The sequence below is a fragment of the Salibacterium qingdaonense genome (assembly GCF_900114715.1).
In the GTDB taxonomy this organism is placed as follows: domain Bacteria; phylum Bacillota; class Bacilli; order Bacillales; family Marinococcaceae; genus Salibacterium; species Salibacterium qingdaonense.
This window is the reverse complement of the sequence record NZ_FOTY01000030.1, coordinates 1-17,925: the sequence shown is the minus strand read 5'-3', so window position 1 is coordinate 17,925 and position 17,925 is coordinate 1. Positions and strand designations below refer to the sequence as shown.

Here is a 17,925-nt window from a genome sequence, read left to right as displayed (position 1 = left end):
AAATGCTCCTTTTTCTCGATTCCATTCATTCTTATCAGACGAGCTGATTTTTCAGGCGGTACACATAGGCCAGCACTTCGGCCACCGCTTTAAATAATTCTTCCGGTACTTCATCTCCGATGTCAGCCTGGTCGTAGAGAGACCTTGCGAGCTGCTTATTCTCGACGAGTACCACGTCGTGGGCTCTGGCTGTGGATCGTATACGGTACGCGACAAAATCCGCACCTTTGGCTGTGATCTTCGGGGCAGCCATATGCTCTTCTTCATATTTCAGGACAACCGCAAAATGAGTCGGGTTTGTGATAACTACATCCGCTTCCGGAACTTCCTGCATCATTCTCTGCGTTGCCATATCCATCTGCTGCTGACGCCGTTTCTGCTTAATCTGTGGATCGCCTTCCATCTTTTTGTTTTCATCCTTCACGTCCTGCTTGGACATTTTTATCTGCTTTTCATGGTCATGGCGCTGATACAGATAATCCGGAATCGCAAGAAACAAAAGGAGAAGCGCCGAACAAACACCGATTAACCCGGTTAACTGCGCTATTTCACCGAAACCGTCAGCCACATCTTTCTGGTTTAAAAAAAGGAGCGAATCCAGATTCAGCCAGATAATCGTAAACGTGAGCAGGCCGACAAGCGTGATTTTAAACATGGACTTCATAAATTCCACGAGCGCCCTTGCAGAAAATATCCGCTTAATGCCGCTCAAAGGATTGATTTTCGATGGTTTAAATTTGATCGCTTCCGGTGAAAACAAAAAGCCGACCTGCAGTATGGAGGCTCCTGCACCAAAAACAAGTGCTATAAGCATAATTGGAGCCATCACAATGCCTGTTTCCAGAGTCAGTTCATAAAAAATTTCAGGAATCGTGTTTTCTGTAATCTCCCACATCAGAAATTCAGTGAATACGGTCTGCATGGTGTCATATAAATGCGTCCCGAGTACCGGGGCATACATAAACATGAAGAGAAAAACGGCAAGCAGAATAAAAGCTGTATTGATATCCGTACTTTTGGCGACCTGGCCTTTGTCCCGCGTTTCCTGCTTTTTTTTCGGTGTCGCTTTCTCCGTTTTTTCCTGCTGGAAATACTGAAGATCCAGAGTCAGTTTCATGTCATGCCCCCCCAAACATCGCCATTAACGTCCGCATGGCTTCAAATGTTTCATCAAACAGATGATCAACCGCCATGAAAAAGCCCGGCAGTGTCACAGCTAAAAGCGGCAGACCGGCAAACAATTTCAGCGGCAGGCCGACAACAAATACGTTCATCTGCGGTACGGCTCTGGACATCATGCCAAGCGCGAGGTCGGTCAAAAACAAACAGCCGACAATCGGAAACGCCATCTGAAAAGCAATCATGAACATCGTACTGAACGACTCAAGGATGTGATTGGCGACTGCCTCGTCTCCAAAAGGGAGAGTCACTTGATCGACCGGAATAAATTCGTAACTGTAATAAATGCCGTCCATAATCAAGTGATGGCCGTCCACAGCCAGCAGGAACATGAGCGCGAACGTATACAAAAACCCTCCCATTAACGGGCTCTGCGCTCCCGTCTGGGGGTCAATAACATTGGCGACAAGAAAGCCCAGAGCAATATCAAGAAACATCCCGGCCACCTGCACGGCATACACCATGATACCGGCGAGAAGGCCAACGGAAAGACCAACAAGCATTTCCTTGAAAATAAGCAGAATATACGTGCTGTCGATGGAAATGCTCTCTATATCCAAAGTGAATACGATAATAAATGCAAAAAAAACACCCAACCCTACTTTAAAATGAGAGGGAACGTTCCGATATGAAAACAGAGGCATGCTTGTAAAAAACGCGAGCACCCTGATTAACACCAACAAATAAACCGGTAATTGGTTCAGCCATTCAATCGTCATAAGCCTACCTTATATATTCCATTAAATTACTTAAAATTGTTGCTGTAAAATCGGTCAAGACCTGCAGCATCCACGGGCCGAAAATAATAAGAGCCGCAAGCACACCGAGAATCTTCGGTATAAAAGCAAGGGTCTGCTCCTGAATCTGAGTGGTAGCCTGAAATATGGCAACGCCGAAACCGAGCACGAGCGCCACTACCAAAAGAGGTCCCGCAACAAGAAAGACAACCCATACCCCGTTCTCCGCAAGGCTGATGACTGTATCCGCCGTCATGGTTCCATCTCCTTCTAACACCTAATAACTGAATAATAACGATTCAACAATGAGATACCAGCCGTCTACCAGCACAAACAGCAGAATTTTAAAAGGCAGTGAAATCATGACCGGAGGAAGCATCATCATACCCATCGACATGAGGACACTGGCCACAATCATATCGATAACAAGAAAAGGAATAAATATTAAAAATCCGATCTGAAATGCCGTGTTCAGTTCACTGATCGCAAAAGCCGGTACCAGCGCTGTCAGTGGAATATCTTCAATCGTTTCCGGCCGTTCCATTTCGGCGTAGCCCATAAACAAAGACAAATCTTTCTCCCGGGTATGTTCGGACATGAATTCTTTCATGGGAGCCGCTGCCTCTGAAAATGCCTCTTCCTGGTTCATCTCTCCATTCAAAAGAGGAGTCAGTGCCTGATTGTTCACCTCAGAAAACACCGGGGCCATTATGAAAAACGTCATAAATAATGCTAAGCTGATTAATACCTGGGTCGGCGGCATCTGCTGGGTAGCCAGTCCCATCCGGACGAAAGAAAGAACAATGACAATCCGGGTGAAACACGTCATTAAAATTAATATGGCCGGAGCCAGTGATAGAATCGTGATTAGAAAAATTAACTGCAGACTCGTCGTTAAATCGGACGGATCGTCACTGATCAGGCCTCCAAGATCCAGGCCGGGAATCGCAAAAATCATTCGTCATACTCCTTTATGCGCCGCCGGACATTTTTCCGTGCTTGTTTCATCTCGCCGAGCTGTCCTTCCAGTACTTTCTGAAAAGAAGATGAATCGGAAGTTCCGCCTTCCTGCTGCGGATTTTTCTTCGGAAACAGCGACTGCAGCCTCTGCAGCGCACTTTCCTCATTTCCGCGGTTTGGTTCAAGCAGCTCCTCCATCTCCTCTTCCTCTTCGACTTCCTTCAATAGCTGAATGGAATCACCAACACCGACAACGAGGAGCCGGCGCCCCACCTTCACAACCTGGACCGACTTATTTTGTCCGAGTGGTACGCCCCCGAGATTCTGCATCGTCCGGTGGGACTGAAACCGCTGCGACCGTTTATTAATAAACTTGAGCAGCAGATACATGAGCGCGATGACAGCCCCCAAAGCAAGAAACAGCTGCACGAGCATGGAGAAGACATTGGTGCTTTCCGCAAAATCCATTTCTTCGGTTGTGTCTGTTGATTCTTCCGATGTGCCCGTATTTTCTTCGTTATTTTGATCCCCTTCCTGCGGGCTGTTCTCCAGAATATCGCCTATCATCGAGTTTTCTCCTGAAGACGCCTGCATAGGGATGGGAAGTAAAAACCATACGAGAAATACCACCAGCACCAGCCGGACCGCTTTGTTTGCATTCATGCCGGATACCTCCCCGGCCGCGTCAGCTGAGCGTCTTATTAATCGCTTCAAGAACGCGGTCCGCCTGAAATGGTTTAACGATGAAATCTTTAGCGCCGGCCTGAATCGCATCAATAACCATGGACTGCTGACCCATAGCCGAGCACATAATCACCTTTGCCTCCGGGTGGAATGCCTGAATTTCTTTCAACGCTGCGATGCCGTCTTTTTCCGGCATCGTAATATCAAGGGTGACCAGATCAGGAGTTGTCTCTTTATATAAATCTACCGCTTCCTGTCCATCTTTTGCCTCACCTGCAATCGTGAAATCATTTTTTTCGAGAATATCTTTGATCATCATCCGCATGAATGATGCATCATCTACGACTAGTACAGAATGTGCCATCGTCTGTTTTCCTCCTTGTATGTTCTTATTTTAGTTTTTTAATACGGTCGGCCTGGCTGACGATATCTGTCACCCGCACCCCGAAGTTTTCATCAATCACGACAACTTCCCCTTTGGCAACCAGCTTCTGGTTCACGAGAATATCCACCGGTTCGCCGGCGAGCTTGTCGAGTTCAATAATCGATCCTTGCGAGAATTCCAAAATGTCTTTGATGGTACGCTGAGTACGCCCCAGTTCCACCGTCACCTCAAGCGGAATATCCATCAGCATGTCAAGATTTTTTGATTCACTCTCACTAAGTGACGGGGTGTCAAATGATGAAAACTGTGCTGCCTGTACGTTGCCGGAAGGTCCCCCGACAAAGCGCTCCTGATCTCCAGTCGAAGACTGACGTTCAGGACCGGCCGAGTTCTGCTGCTCTGCCGCTGCACTGGGCTGCGGGGAAGAAGCTTCCGGCTTCGGCTGCGCTTGAGTGCCTGCTTCCGGCTCCGGCGCCTTTTCGTCTTCTGGCTCAGACTGATTCATTAAATTATCCACCATGTCTTTAGCAAACGGGACAGATACAAGCTGCATAATACTGGAGTCTATCAAATCTCCAATGATCAACCGGAATGATATTTTTGCAAGGGTGTCAGCATCGGGGACATTGCTGGCCCCTTCTTCATTTTTGAGATCCATCATATCAATTCCGGGCGGTGTAATATCGACCCGTTTATTGAAAACCGTGGACATGGAGGTTGATGCCGATCCCATCATCTGATTCATCGCTTCCTGTACAGCGCTTATGTGCATTTCTTCCATCTCTTCGGCAGGATTGGTACCGTCCCCGCCCAGCATCAAGTCAGCGATGATGGAAGCATCTCTCGTTTTGATGACAAGCAGGTTGGTTCCTTCAAACCCTTCTGTATACCGTACGTGAACAGCAACGTTCGGCCGCGGAAACTGTTCGTCCAGCTTTTCCCGCTGCACGACGGACACGACCGGTGTCGTGATGTCAACTTTTTGATTCAAAAGCTGTGACAGGGCGGTCGCTGAACTTCCAAAGGAAATGTTCCCAATTTCGCCTAACGCATCCTGTTCCACAGAAGACAGATAATCTTCCACATTCAATTCTCCGGGCTCACCCGTTGTGGACTCCGAGTTTTCCCCGCCCTGCTCTTTATTGCCGGAGTCGTCGTCGCCGCCTTCCACGCTTTTGAGCAGTTCATTAATTTCTTCCTGAGAGAGCATATCATCATTCATACTCGTTCCCCTCCTCTACTTCCTCTGTAATCTGAACGGCGATGTTTTTCTTCCACTGCCCCGGCTGTGCATAATATTTCGCTTCCCCGCCGGCGTTCAAAAGAAGCGGATCGTTAATATTTTGATCCAGTTCCAGTACATCTCCTTCATTCAGACCAAGAAATTCTTCAATCGAAATTTCCGACGTGCCAAGAACGGCCTGCAGCGTGAGCGGGGCGGCTTTCACGGTCTGCTGCAGTTCTTCCAGTTCATGAGGGTCCCGCTCTTTCTTTTTTGTCTGCATCCAGTAATGAACCGACAAATGCGGAAGAATCTCTTCCAGAACGACATGGGGCAGGCAGATGTTAATCATGCCGGTCGTTTCCCCTACCGTGGTCGAAAGCGATATGACAACAACCGTTTCATTAGGCGATACCATCTGCAGAAATTGTGGGTTAACTTCAATATCTTCCATCTGCGGATCCATTTCAACCACGGATTCCCAGGCAGTCTGAAACGTTTCAAGCATTGTCTGAAATACCTGTGTCATGAGTTTCGTTTCGATTTCTGTCAGTGTCTCCACCTTATTAATGCTCGTCCCTTTTCCGCCGAGAAGCCGGTCGAGTACCGCATAGCCGACATTTGGGTTCACCTCCATCAGAAGACGGCCGTCAAGCGGATACGCATCAAACACATTTAACAGTGTCATTTTTGGAATCGACCGGATAAATTCATCATACGGCAGCTGATCCACTGATGCGACGGATATCTGTACGAACGTTCGGAGCTGGGCGGACAAAGACGTGGTAAGCAGCCTTGAGAAATTTTCATGAATCCGGGAAAGGCTTCGGATCTGATCTTTGGAGAATCGAAGCGCCCGCTTGAAATCGTACGTTTGTATTTTCTTTTCATTTTCTTCTTTTTTCAGTTCGTCCGCGTCCATTTCCCCGGTAGAAAGTGCGGATAACAGTGAGTCTATTTCACCCTGTGAAAGAACGTCCGCCAAACGTTTCCACCTCCTTTTATTGCATAAGCTGCCATTACTGAATCATCCGTTGTGTGGTGTAGACGCGCACGACTTTTCTATCTTCCATGATGCTGTTGATATCGGAGCGCAGAGTGTCTTCAAGTTCCTTGAGCCCTTCTTTGCTCTGCAGTTCTTCGGGGTTTCGGTCTGCCAGTTCATGAATGATAATATTTTTGATCTGGAAATCACGTTTCTGCAATTCCTCTGCGCCCGATTTTGTTTCGACATGAACGCGGAAGCGTCCCCGAAAGATGTCCCCGTTCTTCAGGTTGGTCGTCATTTCCTCGGTTTCCCAGGAATTATTAATAATTTCATCGATGGTCGGTTCCGCCCCGGCTTCAGTAGAAGAAGAAAAATAGTTGAACAGCACAAACGCTACAACACCGACAAGGGTCAAAGAGATGATAATAATCAGCATAATGTTCACTAAACGATTTTGAAACACGTTACTCGTCCCCCTCTTTGGCTGACAGGCCGATCAGGCCGATCCTCCGGTAAAACGCTGTTGTTAATTGTTGAACACTCTCCATACTCTCCTGCACGACGATCTTTTTGCCGTTGCTGAGCGTGATGGTCGTGTCAGGAAAAGCCTCCACCTGTTCAATCATCGCTGCATTCAATAAAAAGGTTTGTCCTTTTAATCTCGTTAATGTAATCATATGTATTGGATGAGCCGGGCGGCAGGACCCGGCTCACGCCTCCTTTTTAAATGATGGGCCGTCTTAACGCTTCAGGTTCATGAGCTCCTGCAGAACTTCATCGGCGGTTGTGATACCGCGGGTGTTCGCCTGGAACCCGCGCTGGGCGGTGATCATGTTCGTGAATTCCTCAGACAGGTCTACGTTGGACATTTCAAGCGTCCCCGGTACCAGTTCGCCGGCCCCGTCGCCCGGGTTATTGTACTGGGCTTCTCCGGAGTTATCGGTCGGCTGGAAGAGGTTGCTTCCTGCTTTGGACAAACCGCCCGGGTTCTCGAAGCGGGCCATTTGAACCTGTCCTGCTACCCGCTGATTACCGTCAGCACTAACAAAACTCACACTGCCATCTGCCCCGATACTGAAACTTTCAGCATCCGCTGGAATTTGTATTCTACCAGGATCACCATTATTGTCATCAAGAGTTGTGTCACCTTCGACATTTGGTAGGTCTCCTACACTGGCTTCTCCATTATCTGAATTTGTGGTGTTTCCTATAAGATACTGGCCATCTTGATTCACGATGTGTCCCTGCTCATCTAAATAAAAGTTACCCGCTCTGGTATAACTAGTATTTAGATTTCCATATCCATTGCCGTCATCATCTACAGCACCTGCAACGTTATTTCCTTCCCAGTCACCTGTATGCTCACCTACTGTAAAAAAACCGTCTCCGGAGATGCCGAGGTCAAGGCTGCGGCCGGTATTCTGCAGACTGCCCTGCGTATGCACCGTATCGATGCTTCCCATCTGCGTGCCAAGTCCGACCTGCATCGGGTTTACACCACCGGAAGTGTCATTTGGAGCGGTGGCGCCCTGGATCTGCTGGCTGATCATGTCCTTGAACGTGGCTCTTCCTTTTTTGTACCCGTACGTGTTGACGTTGGCGATGTTGTTACTCGTGACGTCCAGCTGCTGCTGGTGGTTTTTCATTCCGGAAATGCTTGAATACATTGAAGCTAACATATGGTTTCATCCTCCATTTTAGTAGTTCGGACGGCTTCAATCGGTCCGCCGTCCTCCGGCTTCCTTTTCAGGTCCGGCCGGTTTAGTCTCTTACATTAATCGTGCCGTCAATATTGGTAAAGATATGGTCGGCCGCCTCATCACGCTGCATCGCTGTTATAACGGTGTGGTTCTTTGCACTGACAACGAGAGCGCTCTCGTGTGTAAATACGACCGCATCCTTGACCCCTTTCGTGCGTGCTTCTTCCAGTTTGTCACTGATCTTCTGCCACTGTTCTTCGGTTACGATGACATCCCGGTCATGCAGACGTTTTTGTGCATGCCTGCTCACTTTCAGTTCTGCCGTTTTCTCCAGCTGCCCGTTCAGCAGTTCCTGAAACGATGGCCCGGATGGAGATGATTCTGCTTTTTGTTTCGGCGGTGATGTTGCGGGATGCGGCAGCTGATGCAGTCCACCGGGTTGGATCCCTGAACTCATTTTGTCTGCCTCCTGCCTGTCACAGCTGCGGCGTTAACTGCCGGTGCTGTCCTGTCCGTTATTTCCGGTCTCTTCCGGCTCATCCGACGCGGCATCGACCTGAATCATCTGTTCACTGTCCACCCACTGGTCGTTGTCCATCAAAAGGCGGATTGTTCCGCTTGCGTCCTGTTTCACGGAAGTGACCTCGTTGACTCGCTCCTCGGTCTGCTCAACGCCGTTTTCATCCTTTACCGTCTGCTGCCATGTCACTGTTTTGCCAATGAGCTGGCTGTGCTGGACGAGCGATCCTTTCTGCTGGGCACCAGCCATGTCTGTGATAGCCGATGTCATGTTCGTCATCTGCTCAAGAGATGAAAACTGTGCCATCTGACTGATGAATTCCTTGTCCTTCATCGGATCCGCCGGACTCTGGTTCTGGAGCTGGGTCATCAGAATTTCGAGAAAATCGTTTTTTCCGAGACTGCCGTTTTTCTTATCTGTGCGAAGAGACTCCGTCTGGGTCGGCATTGCATATTGATCCTGAATCGTATTTGCCATGTTTTTCACCTACACTTGTTCATTAAATGTTAATGCATCCAGCACGTCCGCAAACGATTCTTCTGCATCTTCGTCCACGTCTGTTTCCTTTCCATCATGGCTGTTCAGGTCTTCATTATCTTCCTGTCCTTCGTCGTCCTGCTGCAGGGTGGATGGCTGCTGCTGGGAAATGTCAATCCGTTCGACCTGTATATTCTGCTGCTGGAAAGCGGCACGAAGCTGATGAATCTGACTTTCCACCATTTCTCTGGCATTACTTGACGTTGTCATGAGCTGGGCGGTTAACTGTCCGTTCTGCTGCATAATTTTCACGTCGAGCCGTCCCAGATTTTCCGGTACCAATTTCACCGTGAGCTGCTGTGTGCCGTTTTTAAACGACTGCAGGCTGCTTTTCCCGATAATATTCTGGAACTGTTTCACAAACTCCTGGGCACGGGCGTGCTCTGTTTTCCCCTCTCCAAGATAAACGACGGCCTGCTGCGCTTTTGCCATCACACCGGTTCCATCCTGGGAGCTCATGGAGGAAGGCTGGGCATTAGCCGTGTTCGACTCCGTACCGCCTCCTGTCATGCTTCGGTTCAGCAGCTGCTGAAGATATTGCTGTTTGGAGTCCTGACCGGACGAAGAAGTGTTTTTCAAGGCCTGGAAAAAACCGTCCATCGTTTTCAGCTGATTCTGCCGGCCGCCGGCGGATTCCACCCACTGGGTAACCTGTTTTAACGCTTGTTCGGGATTCAGGCTCTGCTGAGCGTTGGAGGTTCCTGTGAATGATCCGGCAAGCGAAGCAAGGGCTGCCTGGAAACTATTGTTCCTGCTTCCGGCTCCTGCATTCTGAGAAGATGAGTCTGTCCCTTGAGCCTGAAGGTTTCCTGCCTGCTGTAAAAGGGCCAGCATACTCGTAAAAGAAGCAGCTAGTTTCTGCTCATTGTTGTCCAGGTTGTTGATCCCGGCTTCCGAGCCGTTCTGTTTATTTGAAAACAGGTTCTGTACAGCTTCAGGCAGAGCTTCTTTGCCTTTGCCAGAAGAAGTAAGCGTCTGTTCCAGAAACTGCATCATCTCTTGTCCATCGAGTTCTGTTAAAGCCTGTGCCAGTTCCTGCATGCCTTTTGGCAGTTTATCGAGCAGCTTTTCCATACTGCCGGACCATTCGAAGCTGCCGTTCTCAAACAAAGCTTTCAACTCATCTGAAAACTGCTCGAACAATTTCTCCCCATTTTTGAAAAAACCGGACAATAACTCTTCCAGTGAACCGCCGGATTCCGCTTTGGAAGCCGTTCCTTCTGATTCTGCAGCGTTTAACGCTTTCCCAAGCATCTGCATGAATCCTTTTTCGCCTCCTGCATCCGGACCACTTTTCCCTGTACGCTGCACGTTCAGTTCCGCATTCGGCAGCGACTGCATAAGCATCTGCATCTGCATCTATTTCACCCCCTTTCGGTAATGATTTTTTATTCACTTAATGTGTTCAAAATAACAGAAGCCCGCTGCGGCTCCATTTCCGCCAGAATGTCGCCCCTCATTTCCGTTCCCGTTTCCGACAGGTGACGAACGACTTCCTGATCACTCATCTCTGCTAAAATAGAGGCTGCCGCCGATGCCCCCATACTTTCGTAGACTTGAGCGGTTTCCTGCAGCGCAGAATTATCCTGTTCCTGCTCGGAGGGTTCGGTTTGCTGCTCCACCTGCATGGCTTCCAACTCCTCCTCGAGTTCCTGGATTTCTGTGTTTTTCGCTTCGAGCTGCTGCTCCAGTGATGTTATCTCTTCTTCTTTGGCTGCCAGTTCTTCCGGGTCTGCCTGCGGGGCAGATTCTCCAGCTGTCGTTTCCGTATCCTCGGCTTCCATGGAAATACCCGGTACTTCGTTTATCATGCTCCGCCCCATATCAGCCACGTTCACGCCGAGAAATGACAGGAGGACAATACCTAGAATGAGCGCAAACACGACTGGAATGAAAATGATAAGGAAAAACCACTGCCCTTTTTTTGTTCTTTTTTCAGTTTTTTGTTTGGCCATTGGATTCACCACATTTCATCGAAACGCAAACTTCCTGGTTGATATTTCATCCATCATTTTTTCTTCCTGCCGCTTCTCTTCCAGATGAAATTCTTCTTTTTCCCATTCTTTCATTCTGGAGTACTTTTTCCATTCTATTGAAGCTTCCTGCATCTCTTCTTCTTTCTTATGCATGTTGTCCCTGGCTTTATCGGTCTGTTTCTGAATGTCTGCAATCCGCTGCTGCAGCTGAAATACTGCTTTTTCACTCTGCTGCAGCTGATGGACGTAAATTCCCGTGCTCATTTGTTTTTCATAAAGTGACTCGAGTTCCTCTTTTTGTTTGAGCAGGTCGTACAAAGCGGACGCCATCCGTTCAAACTGTTGAACCGATTGTTCGTACTCCTGGGATTTCTGTTCTTTCTGGCGCTTTCGCAGCTCAAGTATGTTTTGAAAAGAATATGTAAACGACATTCATCATTCTCCTTTACCGAACTGGGCGGCCAACTCGTTTTTCGTTTCTGCCAGCGGCTGCATTTCTGTTGTATCCTGTTGAAGAAATTGATTAATCTTTGGCTGCATATTGACCGCCTGATCGATTTCTTTGGAAGAGCCCTTTTTGTAAGCTCCAATGTTTATCAAATCTTCCGACTCCGTATAGGTGGACAGATAGTGCCTCAGATTCTCAGCTGCTTCCCGGTGGTCTTTGTCCACGAGATCCTCCATTACCCTGCTGATGCTTCGAAGGACATTGATGGCGGGATAATGGCCTTTATCAGCAAGTTTACGATCAAGCACAAGGTGGCCGTCCAGAATACCACGGACCGCATCGGCGATCGGTTCGTTCAAGTCATCTCCGTCCACCAGCACGGTGTAAAACGCGGTAATTGTTCCATTTTGACTTGTACCGGAACGCTCCAGCAGTTTAGGAAGCATAGCAAAAACCGAAGGAGTGTAACCTTTTGTCGTCGGAGGTTCACCGATAGCAAGTCCGATTTCACGCTGCGCCATGGCAAACCTCGTTACAGAATCCATCATTAGATTCACATTTCTTCCCTGATCCCGAAAATACTCCGCCACCGCCGTTGCGGTCATGGCTCCCTTAATTCTCATTAAGGCCGGCTGATCAGATGTCGCTACAACCACGACAGATTTTTTCATTCCTTCTTCACCGAGATCCCGCTCGATAAAATCTTTCACTTCGCGTCCGCGCTCACCGATCAAGGCAATCACATTCACATCTGCTTCCGAGTGTCTTGTGAGCATCGACAAAATGGTACTCTTTCCGACACCGCTTCCTGCAAAAATGCCGATCCGCTGCCCCTTTCCCATCGTCAAAAGACCATCTACTGCTTTAATCCCCAGAGAAAGCGGTTCGTTAATCCGCGGGCGGAGAAGGGGATTGGGCGGTTCTGCTTCTGTCGGCACCGGAACCAGCCCGTCCGGCAGCTTCGATCCATCAAGCGGCTGTCCTGTTCCGTCAATGACTTTGCCGATCAATCCGGTACCGCTTTTGACCTGCAGAGGTTTGCCGGCTCCTTCGACGAGACTGCCCGGACTGATATCCACGGTGTGACGAAGCGGCATCAGCTGGACGTATTTGTCCTTAAAGCCAACAACCTCCGCAAGAACCGGTCTGCTTCCGCCTTCAGGGTAAATAAAGCACAGTTCTCCAACCGAGGTCCGGGGGCCTTTGGATTCGATAGTCAGGCCAACCACTCTTGTTACTTTTCCGTATTGTTTATACGGATTCAAGGTATGAATGTCGTTAACCAGATCAGCTGCTTTCATTCGTACCGCCCTCTTTCAGTTTTTCTTCAAGCTGTACTTTCAGTTCCTGAAGCTGACTGTCCAGAGAAGCATCCACTTTGCCGTACGGAGTCTCAATCGTGCAGTCACTCTCCCCGAGGGTGCTGTCCGGATAAATCAGAAGATCCTGGGAGTAGGCAAGCAGCTTCTCCATTTCATTTCGCTGCTTCCTGGTTTCTTCCACTCTGGAGACCGGAACGTATACGGCAACTTCTTCATGATCTTTCACTTCTTTCACCGCGTTTTTCACTATTTCCATCCATGTGCCGTCCCGGTCTTCCAGAGAGTCATAAATGATCCGGTTCGCTATGGTGAGCGCCAGATCGAGAATGACTGGTTCCGCCCGTTCAAGGTATTGGTGGTACTCTTCACGCGCTGCTGTTATGGTCTGCTGTGCTTCCTGCACCGCAGCCTCAACAGCAGCATATCCCTCTTCTTTTCCTTCTTCAAGTCCCTGATTCCAGCCTTCCTGTCTTGCATCCGTGTAAGCCTGTTCGATGCGCTGCTTGGAATTCTCCTCTTCCTCACTGATCTTTCTGCGTGCGTCCTCAAGCTCTTGCTGTGCCTGCTGTCTCAGCTGCTCGATTTCTTCGCGTTCCCTGTCGAGACGGTACTTTTCTTGGACATTTGCTTTCTCTCCCGGCATCTCTTCACCACTTTCCCGGCTGTTCCGGGAAACATCCGGCGCTACCTGTCTGAGACCAATCGCACGTACATTGTCCGACGAAGCAGAAGAAGACGGCCGTTTGATAAGTCTAGACAATGATATCGTCTCCTCCTCCACGTGCGATCACAATTTCGCCGGTCTCTTCCAGTCTGCGTATCACAGAGACAATTCGTGTCTGGGATTCTTCCACATCACGCAGGCGCACCGGTCCCATAAACTCCATTTCCTCTTTAAACGTATCTGCCATCCGCTGGGACATATTGTTGAAAACAAGTTCTTTAACTTCATCACTGGCCACTTTCAGGGAAAGCTGCAGGTCATCGTTCTCAACATCCCGGATAACACGTTGAATCGAACGGTTGTCCAGCGTGACAATATCTTCGAAAACAAACATCCGTTTCTTGATTTCTTCTGCAAGTTCCGGATCCTGAATCTCAAGAGAATCAAGTATGGTGCGTTCGGTGCTGCGGTCCACCCCGTTCAACACTTCCACGACGGATTCAATGCCGCCTGCTTCCGTGTAGTCCTGTGTAACGGTAGCAGAGAGTTTCTGTTCGAGAATGGATTCCACTTCATTCACAATTTCGGGGGATGTGCTGTCCATAACAGCAATCCGCCGGGCCACATCGGTTTGAACGTCCTGGGGAAGTTCAGACAATATCTGCCCCGCCTGTTCCGACTCCAGATAAGATAGAATTAAAGCTATCGTCTGGGGGTGTTCATGCTGAATGAAGTTAAGAATCTGCGACGGATCGGCTTTTCTCGCAAAGTCAAACGGCTTGACTTGAAGCGAAGAGGTAAGCCGGTTAATAATCTGCATCGCGTTATCTTCGCCGAGTGCTTTTTCCAGCACGCTTTTGGCGTAACCTATCCCGCCCTGGGAAATATAATCCTGAGCGACCGCAATCTGATGAAACTCTTGAAGAACATTCTCCTTTGTGTCGCTGTCCACTTTCCGGACATTGGATATCTCCAGTGTCAGTTTCTCGATTTCGTCCTCGTTCAAATATTTATATACCTGGGCGGAAACGTCGGGCCCAAGAGAGATAAGGAGCATGGCCGCCTTTTGTTTTCCGGTCAGGGTATCTTTAGCTTTCGGCATGGCAGGACCTCCTTACTCATCGGACAGCCAAGTCCGTAATAGTTTCGAAAATTCCTCTGGATTTTCCTGAGCCAGATTCTCCAGCTGCTTTCTCCGTTGTGCTTCTTCGCTGTTGTCCTCCTCCGGAAGATCCGGTATCGGTTCGGCTGTAGTCATTTCTTCTTCGGTCCATTCCTCCCCGCGGTTTCTTCTCCGGATTAACATAATAAAGAGAGCAAGAACCGTGAACAGCAGTACTCCTCCGGCAATATATACCCACATCGGGATGGATGTTCCCGCTTCTTCCTGAACCTCCTGCTGCCCGTTGAACGGCTGGGAGGCTACGTAAATGTTATCTTCGACAGCGCCTGCTTCCATATCTTCCTGATACTCGGCGTTAATGCTTGTATTGACCATTGTGGTAAGCATTTCTTCAATATCGGTGATCGTCTGCGGGTCAAGAGAGTCCGGATTATCCGGTTCCGGCGGTTCCACCATCACCTGAATGCCGAGGTCACGGATCTTATACGGGCTTTCCGTGATTTCACGGTGAATTCTGTTCACTTCGTAATTAATTCGTTCTTCATCGCGCTCGTAGTCACCTTGTCCGTTGGCAGCTCCGGCTGGATAGTTCGCCACGTCGCCTTCGCCTGCTCCCGCAACGCCGCCGTCTTCAGGCGGCTGTCCTTCGTAGGCTTCTTCAATCCGCTCAGCACTGACAGCGATGCCTTCCATATTCTCTTCATCGACCGGTTCAACCAAAGCTTCTTCTCTCGTCTCCTGGGTGAAATCAAGATCTGTCGTGACGGAAACGGCCACTTTGTTCAGTCCCATCATGCGGCCGAGCATCTGCTGCAGTCTTGATTGAATATCCTTTTCAATATCCTCCTGGATGCTCCGTTGTTCTTCATAAGCACTCATCGTGGAGCCACTGCCGGAGTCCTCATAGGTGAACTGTTCAAACATCTGATTCATAATGACGATGTTGTCCACTGTCAGTTCAGGCACGCTTTTTGAGACCAAATGATGCAGAGCCCTGACCTGGGACTGTTCGAGGTCTGTTGTTCCACCTGTGTCAACCACGACAGACGCGGAGGCATTTCCACCTTCTTCAGCCACCCATGTGGACTCTTTGGGCATGTTAATCATGACATCAGCCGCTTCCACACCATCTATGTTCTCCATGAGTGCACCGAGTTCGGTCTGTATCGCGGCACGTTCCATCGTGTTGAACTCATTGTCCGTCATACCAAAGCCCATCTGATCTTCAATGAAAGAATAATCAATACTTCCGCTGTCCGGAAGACCTTCGGCAGCAAGATCCACTTTCAGGGAATCGACCTGTTCCTGAGGTACCCGGATGGTGGATCCGTTGTTTGATAGTTCATAGGCTATCCCCCTGGAATCAAGATTCTCCGTAATCTGCCCAGTTTCTTCCTGGGTTAATTCAGAATAAAGCGGAGCGAAGTTCGTTCTGGTCGTAAAAAATACAGCGAGAAAAATAATAAGTATTAGTAAAACAATGGAGCCGATAAGCAGTATTTTCTGTACGCCGCTTCGGCTGCGCCAGTATTCGGTTGTTTTCTGTCTGAATTGTAGTAGCTTCTCTTTCATGGGGCCTCCCGATTTCCATTATCCGCTGTCAGCAGATCAAACCTGCATGCGCATGACTTTCTGGTAGGATTCCAGTGCCTTGTTCCGCACTTCGACAGTGGTCTGCAGCATGACGCCTGCTTTCTCTGCGGAAACCATGACTTCATGAAGATTCTCCACTTCACCGGAGGCGAGTTTTGACGTCATTTCATTCGATTTGACCTGGGCGTCATTCACCTCTGTAACCGCATTGTTCAATGCATTTTTGAATGATTCCTGGGCTTCAGCAGGAGATGTGTTGTTCGTTGAGGCCGGCTTCAATGCCCCGGTCTGCTGAGCCGCTTCCGGGCCCCCTATAAAACTTTCAAACATTTATAGTCCTCCTCTTACTGACCTCTTCCTATTTCAAGTGCTTTAAGCATCATGTTTTTCGACGCATTCATAGATGTAATATTAGCTTGATAGGAGCGGCTTGCCCCCATCATGTTTACCATTTCTTTCAGAGGATCCACATTCGGCATCTCAACGTACCCATCTTCCCCGGCATCAGGGTGCTCCGGATTGTACACCTGTTTAAAAGGGGAGTCGTCCTCCACAATGCCTGTCACTTCTGTACCGGTTCCTGCCTGCGTACGGTCTCCGCTTCCCATCGCCTGCTGAAGGTGGGAGGAAAACCCGGAATCCGATGAACTCATCGTAACCATCTTCCTGCGGTATGGTTCCCACTCTCCATCTACAAGAGTTCCTCTGGTGGAATCGGCATTCGCTGTATTAGACGACGCAACATCCATGCGCAGACGCTGGGCTGTCAGCCCGGAAGCCGCTGCATTCACCCCATCAAATAATCCCATTGCTCATTCCCTCCATTTTCATCGTCAATTAACTAGAGCGTACCGCCGTTTTCAGGCTGCTGAACTTGCTGCTTAACCGATCAGTCAGTGCATTATAATAAATCTGATTTTTCGCGGAATCTGTCATTTCCTTGTCTATATCGACATTGTTGCCATTATGATTATACATCGTGGAACTATCCCGGCTGACATAAATCGAGTCACTGCCGCTTCCTCCAAAAGGAATGTGCTGCTGATTTGTCTGCTGTGCCTGAAACTTGTCGTTTTGCATGGCTTCATTCAGGGTATGTTTGAAGTGGGTGCTTTTCGCTTTGTAATTCGGCGTGTCTACATTGGAAATATTGTCTGATATCGTCTTCTGCCGCGTAGCCGCACCTTTCAGTCCCTGTTCCAGATTGTAAAACGTGGCGGAATCAAATAAACCCATACGCTACCTCCTTCCCCCTACTAAAGACCTTGTTAAGCTAAAAAGCTGATTCCAGCTTTTAAATTACGACCTGAATCCGTAATGATATCTTTCGACATACCCTTCAAAACCTTGATAAAATAGGGGATAAGATCCTATTCATCTTATTGGATGAATGCACCCGGAAGGTGAAAAAATGAAACGTCGATTTGATATCCAATTAACGGATAATTATATTATATCTGCCAGTGGACTTCTCTTGATAGGGGAACTTCTTCAATCCTTGAACTTACATAAACGTCTCCATTCCTTATCCATGCCCGGCTTAACATCGTCGGCCGCCATTTCCCACGGCGATGTCGTGTACAGCTATCTCGGTCTTCTCTCTCAGGGAAAAAATGATTTTGACTGGATAGAAGAATCCCGTGGTGATGTCTTTTTCCAACAATCCCTTGGTCTTAAGGGAGTCCCATCTTCCCCGACATTACGGCAGCGTTTCAATCAGCTGGCGCAGCATCCGGAAACTCTCCCATTGATATGGGAGGAAAACACCCGGTTCTTAAAACAACGGTCGTCTTCGCTCACTCCGACGGTTGTATCGACCGATACAACGCAGAAGGCGGATGATATGTCTCTTCTTCCTCTTGATGTAGACCATTCTCCCTTTGATAA

Annotated in this window: 23 protein-coding genes and 1 pseudogene; 1 reads left to right on the top strand and 23 read right to left on the bottom strand. The window is 48.7% G+C overall.

Going from position 1 to position 17,925, the window contains the following annotated elements; genetic code table 11:
• Positions 1–34: 34 nt before the first annotated feature.
• The 23 genes from flhB to flgB all read right to left on the bottom strand — a co-directional run bounded on the left by flhB (position 35) and on the right by flgB (position 17,274).
• A complete protein-coding gene (gene flhB, locus BM058_RS15410; RefSeq protein WP_090928118.1) occupies positions 35–1,117 on the bottom strand; it encodes a flagellar biosynthesis protein FlhB in 1,083 nt (360 codons plus the stop codon).
• 1 nt (position 1,118) lies between these two features.
• Positions 1,119–1,898 (bottom strand): flagellar biosynthetic protein FliR, encoded by a 780-nt coding sequence (gene fliR, locus BM058_RS15405; RefSeq protein WP_090928116.1) that lies wholly within the window; start codon positions 1,896–1,898, stop codon positions 1,119–1,121.
• A 4-nt stretch (positions 1,899–1,902) separates the two neighbouring features.
• Entirely contained in the window at positions 1,903–2,172 is a 270-nt protein-coding gene (gene fliQ / locus BM058_RS15400; protein ID WP_090928114.1) for a flagellar biosynthesis protein FliQ, read from the bottom strand.
• 21 nt (positions 2,173–2,193) lie between these two features.
• The gene (gene fliP / locus BM058_RS15395; RefSeq protein WP_090928112.1) at positions 2,194–2,874 is read right to left on the bottom strand and encodes a flagellar type III secretion system pore protein FliP; all 681 of its coding nucleotides are present in this window, start codon (positions 2,872–2,874) and stop codon (positions 2,194–2,196) included.
• Positions 2,871–3,539, bottom strand: coding sequence for a flagellar biosynthetic protein FliO (fliO, locus tag BM058_RS15390; protein ID WP_177195590.1), 669 nt, complete (start codon positions 3,537–3,539; stop codon positions 2,871–2,873). The genes fliP and fliO overlap by 4 nt, the downstream gene beginning before the upstream one ends.
• 22 nt (positions 3,540–3,561) lie before the next feature.
• Complete coding sequence (locus BM058_RS15385) at positions 3,562–3,924, bottom strand: response regulator (RefSeq protein WP_090928108.1); 363 nt, start codon at positions 3,922–3,924, stop codon at positions 3,562–3,564.
• A gap of 25 nt (positions 3,925–3,949) precedes the next feature.
• Positions 3,950–5,167 carry a flagellar motor switch phosphatase FliY gene (gene fliY / locus BM058_RS15380; RefSeq protein WP_090928106.1) on the bottom strand — a complete coding sequence of 406 codons (1,218 nt, stop codon included), beginning with the start codon at positions 5,165–5,167 and terminating at the stop codon, positions 3,950–3,952.
• Positions 5,160–6,152: a flagellar motor switch protein FliM gene (fliM, locus tag BM058_RS15375; protein WP_090928104.1), complete on the bottom strand. Its 993-nt coding sequence runs from the start codon at positions 6,150–6,152 to the stop codon at positions 5,160–5,162. Before fliM ends, fliY begins: the two co-directional genes overlap by 8 nt.
• 34 nt (positions 6,153–6,186) lie before the next feature.
• Positions 6,187–6,618, bottom strand: a complete 432-nt coding sequence (fliL, locus tag BM058_RS15370; protein ID WP_090928102.1) for a flagellar basal body-associated protein FliL — start codon at positions 6,616–6,618, stop codon at positions 6,187–6,189.
• A gap of 1 nt (position 6,619) precedes the next feature.
• Entirely contained in the window at positions 6,620–6,832 is a 213-nt protein-coding gene (locus BM058_RS15365) for a flagellar FlbD family protein (protein ID WP_090928100.1), read from the bottom strand.
• Positions 6,833–6,895: 63 nt separating this feature from the next.
• Complete coding sequence (gene flgG, locus BM058_RS15360; RefSeq protein WP_090928098.1) at positions 6,896–7,834, bottom strand: flagellar basal body rod protein FlgG; 939 nt, start codon at positions 7,832–7,834, stop codon at positions 6,896–6,898.
• Positions 7,835–7,916: 82 nt separating this feature from the next.
• Entirely contained in the window at positions 7,917–8,312 is a 396-nt protein-coding gene (locus BM058_RS15355) for a TIGR02530 family flagellar biosynthesis protein (RefSeq protein ID WP_090928096.1), read from the bottom strand.
• Positions 8,313–8,345: 33 nt separating this feature from the next.
• Positions 8,346–8,852: a flagellar hook assembly protein FlgD gene (flgD, locus tag BM058_RS15350; RefSeq protein ID WP_090928094.1), complete on the bottom strand. Its 507-nt coding sequence runs from the start codon at positions 8,850–8,852 to the stop codon at positions 8,346–8,348.
• Positions 8,853–8,861: 9 nt separating this feature from the next.
• Positions 8,862–10,271 (bottom strand): flagellar hook-length control protein FliK, encoded by a 1,410-nt coding sequence (locus tag BM058_RS15345; protein WP_090928093.1) that lies wholly within the window; start codon positions 10,269–10,271, stop codon positions 8,862–8,864.
• A 29-nt stretch (positions 10,272–10,300) separates the two neighbouring features.
• Positions 10,301–10,867 (bottom strand): MotE family protein, encoded by a 567-nt coding sequence (locus BM058_RS15340; RefSeq protein ID WP_090928091.1) that lies wholly within the window; start codon positions 10,865–10,867, stop codon positions 10,301–10,303.
• A gap of 15 nt (positions 10,868–10,882) precedes the next feature.
• Positions 10,883–11,320, bottom strand: coding sequence for a flagellar export protein FliJ (gene fliJ, locus BM058_RS15335; protein WP_090928089.1), 438 nt, complete (start codon positions 11,318–11,320; stop codon positions 10,883–10,885).
• Positions 11,321–11,323: 3 nt separating this feature from the next.
• Positions 11,324–12,637 carry a flagellar protein export ATPase FliI gene (gene fliI, locus BM058_RS15330; RefSeq protein WP_090928087.1) on the bottom strand — a complete coding sequence of 438 codons (1,314 nt, stop codon included), beginning with the start codon at positions 12,635–12,637 and terminating at the stop codon, positions 11,324–11,326.
• Positions 12,624–13,418 (bottom strand): flagellar assembly protein FliH, encoded by a 795-nt coding sequence (gene fliH / locus BM058_RS15325; protein ID WP_177195589.1) that lies wholly within the window; start codon positions 13,416–13,418, stop codon positions 12,624–12,626. The genes fliI and fliH overlap by 14 nt, the downstream gene beginning before the upstream one ends.
• Positions 13,411–14,424 carry a flagellar motor switch protein FliG gene (gene fliG, locus BM058_RS15320; RefSeq protein WP_090928084.1) on the bottom strand — a complete coding sequence of 338 codons (1,014 nt, stop codon included), beginning with the start codon at positions 14,422–14,424 and terminating at the stop codon, positions 13,411–13,413. The genes fliH and fliG overlap by 8 nt, the downstream gene beginning before the upstream one ends.
• Positions 14,425–14,436: 12 nt before the next feature.
• The gene (gene fliF / locus BM058_RS15315; protein WP_090928082.1) at positions 14,437–16,017 is read right to left on the bottom strand and encodes a flagellar basal-body MS-ring/collar protein FliF; all 1,581 of its coding nucleotides are present in this window, start codon (positions 16,015–16,017) and stop codon (positions 14,437–14,439) included.
• A gap of 36 nt (positions 16,018–16,053) precedes the next feature.
• Complete coding sequence (gene fliE, locus BM058_RS15310) at positions 16,054–16,368, bottom strand: flagellar hook-basal body complex protein FliE (RefSeq protein ID WP_090928080.1); 315 nt, start codon at positions 16,366–16,368, stop codon at positions 16,054–16,056.
• A 14-nt stretch (positions 16,369–16,382) separates the two neighbouring features.
• Positions 16,383–16,847 (bottom strand): flagellar basal body rod protein FlgC, encoded by a 465-nt coding sequence (gene flgC, locus BM058_RS15305; RefSeq protein WP_090928078.1) that lies wholly within the window; start codon positions 16,845–16,847, stop codon positions 16,383–16,385.
• A 28-nt stretch (positions 16,848–16,875) separates the two neighbouring features.
• Positions 16,876–17,274, bottom strand: a complete 399-nt coding sequence (gene flgB / locus BM058_RS15300; RefSeq protein ID WP_090928075.1) for a flagellar basal body rod protein FlgB — start codon at positions 17,272–17,274, stop codon at positions 16,876–16,878.
• Positions 17,275–17,449: 175 nt separating this feature from the next.
• Here flgB and BM058_RS15295 point away from each other — a divergent pair.
• A pseudogene (locus BM058_RS15295) lies at positions 17,450–17,925 on the top strand (IS1380 family transposase); the annotation flags it as partial.